Source organism: Acinetobacter sp. RF14B (assembly GCF_006864105.1).
Taxonomy (GTDB): Bacteria; Pseudomonadota; Gammaproteobacteria; order Pseudomonadales; family Moraxellaceae; genus Acinetobacter; species Acinetobacter lwoffii_C.
Map to the genome: position 1 here is coordinate 54,074 of NZ_SMTB01000004.1, position 10,490 is coordinate 64,563.

The window sequence follows — 10,490 nt, forward strand, 5'->3', positions numbered from 1 at the left end:
GCTGTATTTTCACTTGGGTTAAAACGACTTTGTGATATAACTAATTGTACAAGTAATAACTTCAAGAATTAGATATCAATGACTCAATCTGCGTTAAACCAATTAAAAAACTTAACTACTATTGTTGCTGACAGCAGTGATTTAACTGCTATTGAAAAATTTCGTCCATTCGATGCAACAACCAATCCTTCCCTTATTACTGCTGCAGCCAATCAGGCGGAGAATAAAAGCTTAATCGAAGCTGCTTTTCAGCAGGCACAGCAGGAAGGCTATTCAGAAGATGCATTAATTGAACGAAGTATTGACATTTTAACGGTCAAGTTTGGTGTAGAAATTTTAAAGCTCATTGAAGGACGTGTCTCGACTGAAGTCGATGCTGCCCTGTCTTATGATACTGAAGCGACCATTGCAAAAGCCAAAGAGTTGCTCGAACTGTATGCGCAATATGGTATTTCTTCGGATCGCCTGCTGATCAAGATTGCTTCGACCTGGGAAGGAATTCAGGCCGCCAAGGTACTGGAAGAAGAAGGGATTCACACCAACCTGACCTTGCTATTCGGCCAGCATCAGGCCCATGCCTGTGCAGATGCCAAAGTCACTCTCATTTCTCCTTTCGTGGGGCGTATTCTGGACTGGTACAAAAAGGCTGAAGCGGTGGATGCCTATCCGATTGAAAAAGATCCGGGCGTATTATCGGTTAAAAATATTTATACATTTTATAAAGCCCATAGAATTCAAACTGAAATCATGGGAGCCAGTTTCCGCAGTATTGATCAGGTGTTGGGACTCAGTGGCTGCGATTTACTGACAGTTGCACCTAATTTGCTGGCTGAGCTGGAAAATGACTTCCGTGAAGTACAGCCACAGCTTTCAGCCGCCGCAATTCATGTACAGGCTGATCTTCAGCCGATCAGCTATGCCGAGTTTCAGGAGCAGCTAGAACAAGATCAAATGGCCAGTGAATTGCTGCGAGGCGGGATTCAGGGCTTTATTAAAGCACGTGAACAACTGGCTGCCTTATTACGTGAAACCTTTCTAAGCCCGACTGAAATCTAAGGAATTTTATAAATCTCTTTAAGTCGATGGGGTTATAATACTACATCGGCTTTTTCTTTTGCGAGCTCTTCGTGTTTGGTATCACAGATCTGACGACCTATATTATCGGAACAATTTTAATTGTGATACTTCCTGGCCCGAACTCCCTGTATGTCATGTCAATTGCTTCCCGTTTTGGTATCAAAACCGGTTATATGGGAGCACTCGGTGTCTATACCGGCGATACAATCCTGATTCTGTGTACAGCCTTGGGAGCAGCCTCACTTTTACATGCCTTTCCTCTTTTGTTTATCGGCTTAAAGGTTGTTGGCGCAGTGTATTTAAGTTATTTAGGTATAAAACTGATTATCTCGGCTTATAAGACCTTTTTTCCACGAAAATCGGTTCAACTCCATTCAATTGATTCAACAGCCTCTAAAAGCCCGGAGACAATTCGGCCTTTTAGAACAGCCTTGACCATCAGTATTTTAAATCCCAAAGCGATTTTGTTTTATCTGTCATTTTTTGTGCAGTTCGTAGATCCAGCCTATTCTTATCCTGCACTCACCTTTATCTTGCTGGCCCTCATTCTACAAATTATCAGCATGAGCTATCTGTCTATCCTGATTTTTTCCGGGATTAAACTGGCTACTTATTTCAATGAAAACTATAAATTGACGGCTACTGCGGTCGCACTGGTAGGCTTATTATTCTGCGCCTTTGGTTTTAAACTGGCAACTTCAACCCTCTAAAATTGTTTATATGCAATCATTTTCAAGTGTGAAATGAGATAAAAAACTCCCTCATAGATTGTGTTTATAGATGAAAAGCGTATGATTTAGGCGCATTAAAAAATTGTATTATGAACGATGTCAAAACTATTACAAGATTTCTCCCTGCCGGCGGTCATGGCGGGTTTTATGACCTGCATGATTGGCATCAGTGTCTCTGCAGTACTGGTGATTGAAGCCGCTCAAAGTCTGGGAGCAAGTCCGGCACAAATCAGCTCCTGGTTATGGGCACTCGGGATTGGAATAGGCCTTTCAGGATTTTTACTGTCCTGGAAGTATAAATACCCCATTTCAACAGCCTGGTCGACGGCAGGACTGGCCCTGATTATTGCCTCTAATGGACATTATAGTCTGGCCGAAGCGATAGGCGCCTTTTTGGTCTGCGGGCTATTGGTGGCGGGTCTCGGATTTTTTGGAGTTTTTGAGCGAATTTTCCAGTTTATTCCACAAAGCTTGACGTCTGCCATGCTAGCGGGTGTCTTGCTTAAATTCGGAATTTCAGTTTTTGGCAGCCTGCAACAATCCTGGACATTTGTACTGAGTGTACTGGCCATTTATCTTATCTCTAAGAAGCTCAGCACACGCTATAGTATTGTTATCACAGTATTTGCAGCGATCTTTCTATGTCCTTTTTTTATTGAATTTCACCCGCCTGACTTGAACTGGGCTATCGCTCAACCGGTCTGGACCACGCCTGAGTTTAGCCTGTCTGCTATTTTGGGCTTGGCTTTACCTTTGCTGGTTATTAATCTGGCATCCCAATACCTGCCTGGACTGGCCGTGATTAAAAGCTATGGTTATCCGCCTAAAGTGAATCCGATTCTCGGCTGGACCGGTATGACCCAGGCAATTCTGGCACCTTTTGGCTGCTTTAGTGTCAATCTGGCCGCTATTAGTGCTGCCGTTAGCCTGGATGCCCAAGCACATCCAGATCCACAAAAACGCTATATTGCCGGTATGAGTGGCGGGCTTTGTTATATGCTGATGGGTCTTTTTGCAGCCACCCTGAGTAATTTGTTGATGGCTTTTCCCAGTATTCTGATCACTGTACTAGCCGGCATTGCCCTGTTTGGTACAATCGGTCATAACATTGCGCTGGCTTTTCAGGACAGTCATGAGCGTGAGGCTGCCCTAATGACTTTTTTATTCAGTGCCTCAAATATTCAGTTTTTAGGTATTGGGTCAGCATTCTGGGGACTGTTACTGGGTATCCTGGTGTATCTGTTATTCAAATCCAAACCGAAAACAGCCTGAATATTGGCTTAAGCACATTCGGCTTAAGCCCGTTCAGATAAATTTCCTGAATCAAAAAGAGGCTAAAATCAAATAAAAATGAATCAAAACTCACAAGGAATACTGATGTAAAAACTCAATGGTCTTGAAAAAAGTCTGCTGGCTTTCTTTCTTGGCCATAAAAAACTGATATTCATGAATCAGCCAAGCCTTGGATTCTGGATAAAAGACGGGCATCACAGGAATATTTTTGGCTTCAAGTGCGCGTACAAAGGGAATGGACTGGGTATCGGTCAAAAAGTCCTTATTTCCCCCACTAATAAAAACAGGTGGATACGTAGTCGAAAGCTGATGAATGGGGGAAATCTGTTGAAGAAATTGTGTATTCTCTTTTTGATCCCCGATATAGGCTTGTAACAGATTATCTACACCCCACTCCATGATTTTGAGTTCAGGTGCCTGATGAATAAAGCTTTCCAGATCATAGATCCCACAATGCAGAATCAGCCCTCTAAGCTGCTCCGGCTGAATACTCGGACGAAAACCAGACTGCCGTGCAAATTCAGGATTAGTTAACAGTGCAGCATAATGGCTCGCCAAATTGGCACCCGCAGAATCTCCAGCCAGATACAGCTGTCTCGCATCAATCTGATAGCGCTCTGCCTGTGTTTTAATAAATTCGAGCGCCTGATTAATCTGATGTAATTGCGCAGGATAAACCACTTGGGGTGCAAACTGATACTGTACAGCGACCACATTATACCCTTGCGCTGCTAGCAGTTTGAAATAACCACGCGCATGCTCTTTAGAGCCAGAAATCCAGCCGCCTCCATGTATCCAGATAACGGTTGGTCGAGGGCCAAGCTCCTGAACATTTTGTGGTTGATACAAATCCAGATTTAAATTCTGCTCAGTCGCATAGACAATATTGGAGTGTACCCGCACCGTTTCAGGCGCATAACGGTCCATCAACTTTTGCTGCATGCCGGTAGTTAAATTAAAGGCGCTCGCAATAATCCGGTTATTTTGTACCGTGCTTTGACAGCCTGCCAGGCTCAATCCTCCAAGCAGTGCCAGACAGATTCCTGAATACCTCAAAATAGCCCCCATAATATTTCAATCCTGACCAACAGCAGTCCCAGCAGAAGCATATAAAAATTATATGATGAAGGCGATAGGCCTGGGCAATAAAAACTAAAATCCGAGTATTTTCCTCAATTTTATTCGCTCAAATTTCATACTTCTTATGTGAAATATATTTGTAATTAAATGAGTTTTTATGCCCTTTCAGCTTTTTGCAATTGCACCTGTTACAGCACTGTGTTATCAATAAATCAAAGCCTAAAAAACACATGACATCCGGAGAAAAACGATGGCCTATCAAAATATTTTAGTTCCAGTAGATGGCTCAGAAATTTCTTTTTCTGCTGTTCAGCATGCTGCAAAAATTGCCAAAGCTTTTGGCAGCCGACTTTACTTGATCAGCCTGATTGCAGAAGATCCTTTTACTGAGGCAGATTTTTATTATAGCTCTACAATTATGAAAGAATATTTTGCCCAGGCGCATGCCAATGCTAAAAACTCTTTAAAACAGGCGGCTGCTCTTGCAGAAGCAGAAGGTGTTGAGGCCGATACGCGCATTGTGACGGGCCTGGTGAATGCTGAACATATTGTAAATACAGCCCAAGAAGTTCAAGCTGACTTAATTGTCATGGGTTCACATGGCCGTAAAGGATTCCAGAAAATGATTCTGGGCAGTTTCGCACAGGATGTACTCGGCGCAACACAAGTACCTGTCATGGTTGTAAAAAAATAATCTGAACAATCTTCTGGTTTTTTGCGCACCTGAACAATGCGCAAAAAACTTTAAAGACTGCCCTTAAAAACTAAGTTTCTATTCCTTCAAATAAAATTTGGATCTGTCCTTCTTGTACTGCCCATAACCGTTATAATAATGATGAGGAAACACCATGCAAAATTACGATAATCTTCTGGTCGCACTCGATGAATCCTCGATTTCCTATGCCGCGGCAGAGCATGCCTTGGAAATGGCAAAGGTTTTTCATAGCAAAGTTACCTTATTAAGTGTTATTGCTGTCGATCCATTTAAAGGCGTCGATTTTTATAAAGTCGCGCCGGCAGTAACTGATTATTTTCTACAGGCAGAGCAACATGCCTTAGATCGTCTAACTGAACTAAAGGAAAGTTTTATTCGTGACGGCGTTCCAGTGATCACTAAAATCATTCATGGCATGGCGCCCTCGGAAGGTATCTTGCAGGCTTCTTTAGATTCACCGACCGACCTGATTATTATGGGTTCGCATGGCCGCAAAGGTTTGCAGAAGCTGATGCTCGGCAGTGTTGCACAAAATGTGCTAGCACAATCTGAAATTCCGGTCCTGATTGTAAAGCAGTAAATTTCTCCTATTAAAATAAAAAGCCTGTACTCGACAGGCTTTTCTTTTAACGCATTTTTTGGTTCAATTCATTCAGAAATCTTTCTGCATCCTGTTGACTGGCAAACACCTTTTTATGTTCAGCTGCCTGATGAACAGAATAAGGCGTATATTGGATAGAAATTTCAAATAGATTATTGACCGGTTTTTTACTAACCTGCAGCGCAATAATATGTTGAGTGTTTAGATAAAAACCATCTTCGATTTTCACTAACATCTTGAATCCCCCCTCATCATTTAATTGAAAGACATTTTCATAATTTCGATGCTCAGCAGAACAAGCAAGCGACGCTCTGCTGCAAACCATCTGTACACCTGTATGTGATAAATTAGGCAAAATCTGCTTTCAAATACGCCTTCCCTCCTTTTAGCAGAAATGACAAAGCCGGATCATCTGATCCGGCTTCTTTAATCATACTTTTTACACGTTCAGCATACTATTCAACGTTTCTGAAACGTTTTTAGATTTCACCACCGGCTTTAAAGCTTCGAGTTGGGCTTTGACTTCGCTACGCTGTGGTTCAATCAGCGTATACCAGCGAGATAATGCCTGCAGTAAACGTGAACCCACAATCGGGTTTTTCTCATCCAGATATTTCGCCAGACCAATATAATGCTCTACACCAAAACTCCAGCTATTGACCGGGTTGGCATTCAAGCCACCACTCACCGCACGGATACGGTTTGGTGTCTTCAGGTCATAATCCGGATGTGCAGTTAACGCCTGAATCTCTTCTGCTGTTACTTGCGGATGAGCTGCTTGCAGCATAAACCATTGGTCGAGTGCCAGCGCCTCATCTTTAAAGCGGGTATAGAAGTCATCCAGCAGTGCTTTTGCTTGCGGTGCATCATTCCAGACCAGTACACGCAATGCCCCTAAGCGCTCAGACATATTGCGGGTATTTTGATATTGCTGCTCTGCCAGTTCAAACGCTGATTCATCTCCCTGACGTGCCATCATCATCAGCAGGATATTTTTCAGCGCACGTGTACCCATCGCTTGAGAGAAATCAGCTTGCAGATCAGGGTCAAGGCTCAGATAGATATCTTTGGCTGTCGCACCAAACGCACGTGCCAAAGTATGCAATAAGGCATCACGCTGTTCCTGAATCGTAGCCGGGCTATAATCCTGATTAATACGGCTGCCTAAATAGCCTTCAGATGGCACATCAAACAGGCGCGATGCCAGTAATGGATCTTTCTGGATAACCTCAGGCAGTGTCTTCAGCATGGTTTCGATATAAATATCTGAAGGATGATTGTCCAGTAAAATACGTTCTAACAGGGTTTGAGCCGCCTGCCACTGGTTAAAACCATTGGTTTCATATTGCAGCAAGAACGCCAGCTCTTCATCTGAATAGTTAAATTCCAGATCCACCGGTGCAGAGAAATTACGCAGTAAAGACACCACGGGTTTACTGCTTACGCCGTTAAATTCGATCGTTGCCTTATTCTGATCAAACAGGTATACCCCATCTTTGACCAAATTCTCAAACAAGGCTTCAGAATTCAGGACCAGTTGTTCGCCGCTTGCTGCATCAAACAGGGCCAGAGCCACTGGAATTGGCACGGCTTTCAGATTCGGATATTTCGGATGCACTTTCAGGCTTTGTTTTAAGCTCAGGCGATAAGTTTGCGATGCCGCATCATAGTGCCCTTCTGCGACCAGTTTTGGTGTACCTGGCTGGTTATACCAAGTCAGGAAGTTAGAAAGATCAACACCAGAACCTGCCGTTAAAGCCGCAATCCAATCCTCTACGGTAACGGCCTGACCATCATGACGGCGGAAATACTCATCTGTGCCCTGACGGAATTTTTCCTTACCCAGCAGGGTTGCCATCATACGGTTAATTTCCGCGCCTTTTTCATACACAGTTGCAGTATAGAAGTTATTGATTTCGACAAAATGATCCGGGCGCGGCGGATGTGATAAAGGGCCTGAATCTTCCGGGAACTGATGGGCTTTAAGAACGGCCACATCATCAATCCGCTGTACGGCGGCAGACTGCAAATCTTCCGAGAAAGACTGGTCACGAAACACCGTTAAACCTTCTTTTAAACACAGCTGGAACCAGTCACGACAGGTAATCCGGTTGCCGGTCCAGTTATGGAAATATTCATGGGCAATCACAGATTGTACCCGCATGATCGCGGCATCAGTCGTATATTCCTCATCGGCTAGTACACATGAGGTATTAAAGATATTCAGGCCTTTGTTTTCCATAGCGCCCATATTAAAGGCACTGGTCGCCACAATCATATAGTTATCAAGGTCATATGGCAGGCCATAATGCTCTTCATCCCAACGCATAGAATGTTTAAGTGCTTCCATGGCAATCTTGCATTTTGGAATATCTTTTTCTTCAGCATAAATTTCCAGCGCCACATTTCGGCCTTCCGAAGTGACATAGGAGTCTTTCATGACGGCCAGATCACCAATCACGCAGGCAAATAAATAGCTCGGCTTCTTGGTGGGGTCTTCCCAAATGGCATAATGCCGGCCCTCGCCGGCTTCACCGGTTTCCAGCAGGTTACCATTCGCCAACAGCACAGGATATTTTTTATCCGCTTCGACACGGGTCGTAAATACTGACAATACATCCGGACGATCAGGATAGAAACTGATCTTGCGAAAACCTTCTGGTTCATTTTGGGTAACAAACAGATCTGAACTGGCCTGATACAGACCTTCCAGCATGGTATTGGTTTCAGGATGAATTTTCACGACTGTTTCAATCACGGCCTGATCAGGCGCCTGAGCAATTACCAGTTGTTCACTGTCGAGCTGATAATCCTTTTCAGTCAACTGCTGACCATTTAACCTGATCGATTGCAGCTCCAGATCACGGCCCAGCAAAACCAGAGGACCCTCAGTCCGACGTTGCATAACCAGTTTGCTACTCACCAGAGTATGATCCTCATAGACCTGAATATTCAGATCAATCGAATCAACCACGAAAACAGGTTTTTGATAGTCTTTTAAATAAATGGTTTGATCAGCTTCGATCACCGGATTCGCCGCAATATTCATATCCTGTCCTAATCTTTTATCGTTCTGACATATTCGATGTCAAACGCATCTGTCAAATGATAAACACTGTGGGTGCTTTTCTTTTCCTAACTCTAATATGGGCGCTTAGGGCAGCACTTTCAATGCATTTTGTATAATCAGAGAGCAATTGTATCCCACGAAAAAGTCTCCCTGCCAAATGAGGAGAAGATTTGATATTTTTATAAGCCTATGCTTTGAAAATCAAGATAAGTGAATGCTGAACTGAAAGCTGAATCAGGGTGACATTGAAGCTCATCAAAGCTTAGCGCTTTATCTTTTCCCATTGAGCTCTTTTGTCCCAGCGCTTCCTGTTGTGTTCAGACTGCACTGATCGGCCCTGTCATCCTCTTGCCAGCTGTGTATAATCATCTTTCCTTTTTGAGTTTATATATGCCTTATGGTCTTTAATGTTCTGCAAAAACAGCTTGATGAAAGTACACAATGCCCGCTTTGCAGGGCGTCGATGTATTGGATTGAAGCGGAACAATATGATCAGGATATTAACTTTCATGAATGCAGTCATTGCCAGCATCAGCTTTATCCTGAGCAAAAGCACAACTGTTATTGTGAGCATTGTCTAGCACAGCGTAAACGGCTGCTCAAAGAAACCCGACTACAGGAAAATCATCAGCATCATAAGAAACAGGATCAGCGTGAATATGAACTAACTCAGCTCAGTTTCCTGCACAAGCTGTTCTTGCTGGCTATTCTGGATGATCAGGTTCAGGAATATATTCATCATCACGAATATATTGACTGGCAACAGATCAAATATCACATGATTAGTCCTAACTATTTGTTCCAGCAAGGGCTGATCAAAAATCTGCTGAGAGACCAGATTTTGATTCCTAAAGATATTGCTTCGGAAAACCAGCACTATTATATCAATGTTCGTCTGGATGGTTATTCTGAACCCAGCCTGTTTAGTATTGCCCAGCAACTGCGCGCCTGGTTTTATGAAAATCTGAGCAAAGGCGTACCTTTTAAAAGTTCAGATGAAGTCAAAGATGCCCTGTATGCTTTACTGTATCAGGAAATTATTCAGTTTGCCCAGTTCTATTGTCGGACTTGGGGTATCCAGATTGCAGGAAACAAAAGCTTTCAAGCCTTCTGTTATCGCTTGCTGGATGTACTGGCCGTTGGGCAGATTTATTATCTGGTTCAGAATGCGCTGGAATATCTCTATAAGCAAAAAGCCCTACAACCACGTAATGAAAATTTCATCAATACCAATCTGTTAAAGAAAACCTTGCAGCAATACCGCGAACGCGCTCTCAATGAGAAATGGGAAACCTTTACCCTGCCACGTCCCACTCAGCTTCCTTTAAGCAAGATGAGCGGCATCCTGTTTTATCGTCTGCTGGGTTATGATGAAAATATCTTTTTTCAGCCGATCTGGCGCTCATGGCATAAAATCGAACCGCGGCTAAAATTTTACTCGCAAAAACGCTGTATGCACTGTGGCTCACAAGAACTGTCTGTTGACTATGATGCCAGTGACTATGTCAGCTTGTTCTGCCGTAATTGCAAGCATCAGGATCACTATTTTACGCGCTGACCGGCCTCCTCCACAGTTTTCTATTTTTAGAATTGATCATTATGAATACGTCTTCATCCCACTTAGAGCATATGCTTCTTGAGCAGATCTGTGAAGCCTGGCATCAACTTCAGCAAGAGCAGCCTCTGGTTCATATTATGACCAATGCGGTGGCCAGCAATTATGTGGCTAACGTCCTGCTCGCAGCAAATGCTTCACCGGCCATGATTGACAATCCCTATGAGGCTGAAAGTTTTATCAACATTGCAGCTGCACTTAGTCTGAATCTGGGGACACCGACCACGGAACAGGTCGAGGCCATGCAAATCGCTGCGCGTACAGCCCATAGCTTAGGCAAGCCCTGGGTACTGGACCCGGTCGGTTAT

The 10,490-nt window shown here is 43.5% G+C and carries 10 protein-coding genes; 7 read left to right on the top strand and 3 right to left on the bottom strand.

Annotated elements, in window-relative coordinates; genetic code table 11:
- Nucleotides 1-78: 78 nt before the first annotated feature.
- From tal to E2K52_RS01630, 3 genes are all read left to right on the top strand, one after another.
- Nucleotides 79-1,056: a transaldolase gene (tal, locus tag E2K52_RS01620; RefSeq protein ID WP_151203259.1), complete on the top strand. Its 978-nt coding sequence runs from the start codon at nt 79-81 to the stop codon at nt 1,054-1,056.
- A gap of 71 nt (nt 1,057-1,127) precedes the next feature.
- Nucleotides 1,128-1,787: a leucine efflux protein LeuE gene (leuE, locus tag E2K52_RS01625; RefSeq protein ID WP_151203260.1), complete on the top strand. Its 660-nt coding sequence runs from the start codon at nt 1,128-1,130 to the stop codon at nt 1,785-1,787.
- Nucleotides 1,788-1,904: 117 nt separating this feature from the next.
- Nucleotides 1,905-3,080 carry a benzoate/H(+) symporter BenE family transporter gene (locus E2K52_RS01630; protein WP_151203261.1) on the top strand — a complete coding sequence of 392 codons (1,176 nt, stop codon included), beginning with the start codon at nt 1,905-1,907 and terminating at the stop codon, nt 3,078-3,080.
- A 90-nt stretch (nt 3,081-3,170) separates the two neighbouring features.
- Here E2K52_RS01630 and E2K52_RS01635 read toward each other — a convergent pair whose 3' ends face one another.
- Nucleotides 3,171-4,169 carry an alpha/beta hydrolase gene (locus E2K52_RS01635; protein ID WP_413772979.1) on the bottom strand — a complete coding sequence of 333 codons (999 nt, stop codon included), beginning with the start codon at nt 4,167-4,169 and terminating at the stop codon, nt 3,171-3,173.
- Nucleotides 4,170-4,431: 262 nt separating this feature from the next.
- Between E2K52_RS01635 and E2K52_RS01640 the strand changes: the two genes are divergently transcribed.
- Entirely contained in the window at nt 4,432-4,875 is a 444-nt protein-coding gene (locus tag E2K52_RS01640; RefSeq protein ID WP_151203262.1) for a universal stress protein, read from the top strand.
- 154 nt (nt 4,876-5,029) lie between these two features.
- The gene (locus tag E2K52_RS01645) at nt 5,030-5,476 is read left to right on the top strand and encodes a universal stress protein (protein ID WP_151203263.1); all 447 of its coding nucleotides are present in this window, start codon (nt 5,030-5,032) and stop codon (nt 5,474-5,476) included.
- A 46-nt stretch (nt 5,477-5,522) separates the two neighbouring features.
- Here E2K52_RS01645 and E2K52_RS15320 read toward each other — a convergent pair whose 3' ends face one another.
- Together E2K52_RS15320 and pepN are read right to left on the bottom strand one after the other, a co-directional pair.
- A complete protein-coding gene (locus tag E2K52_RS15320) occupies nt 5,523-5,852 on the bottom strand; it encodes a hypothetical protein (RefSeq protein WP_227548015.1) in 330 nt (109 codons plus the stop codon).
- A gap of 84 nt (nt 5,853-5,936) precedes the next feature.
- Nucleotides 5,937-8,546, bottom strand: a complete 2,610-nt coding sequence (gene pepN, locus E2K52_RS01655) for an aminopeptidase N (protein WP_151203264.1) — start codon at nt 8,544-8,546, stop codon at nt 5,937-5,939.
- A 418-nt stretch (nt 8,547-8,964) separates the two neighbouring features.
- On the opposite strand from pepN, the gene E2K52_RS01660 reads away from it, so the two are divergent.
- Complete coding sequence (locus E2K52_RS01660; protein ID WP_151203265.1) at nt 8,965-10,125, top strand: hypothetical protein; 1,161 nt, start codon at nt 8,965-8,967, stop codon at nt 10,123-10,125.
- 41 nt (nt 10,126-10,166) lie between these two features.
- Nucleotides 10,167-10,490 (top strand): hydroxyethylthiazole kinase (locus tag E2K52_RS01665; protein WP_171478785.1); only part of this gene is annotated, 324 nt, incomplete at its 3' end.

Coding starts and splice junctions, on each gene's coding strand:
- E2K52_RS01660 (WP_151203265.1), top strand. CDS start 8,965: ATGGTCTTTAATGTTCTGCAAAAACAGCTTGATGAAAGTACACAATGC.
- E2K52_RS01635 (WP_413772979.1), bottom strand. CDS start 4,169: ATGGGGGCTATTTTGAGGTATTCAGGAATCTGTCTGGCACTGCTTGGA.
- pepN (WP_151203264.1), bottom strand. CDS start 8,546: ATGAATATTGCGGCGAATCCGGTGATCGAAGCTGATCAAACCATTTAT.
- E2K52_RS01640 (WP_151203262.1), top strand. CDS start 4,432: ATGGCCTATCAAAATATTTTAGTTCCAGTAGATGGCTCAGAAATTTCT.
- E2K52_RS01630 (WP_151203261.1), top strand. CDS start 1,905: ATGTCAAAACTATTACAAGATTTCTCCCTGCCGGCGGTCATGGCGGGT.
- E2K52_RS01645 (WP_151203263.1), top strand. CDS start 5,030: ATGCAAAATTACGATAATCTTCTGGTCGCACTCGATGAATCCTCGATT.
- tal (WP_151203259.1), top strand. CDS start 79: ATGACTCAATCTGCGTTAAACCAATTAAAAAACTTAACTACTATTGTT.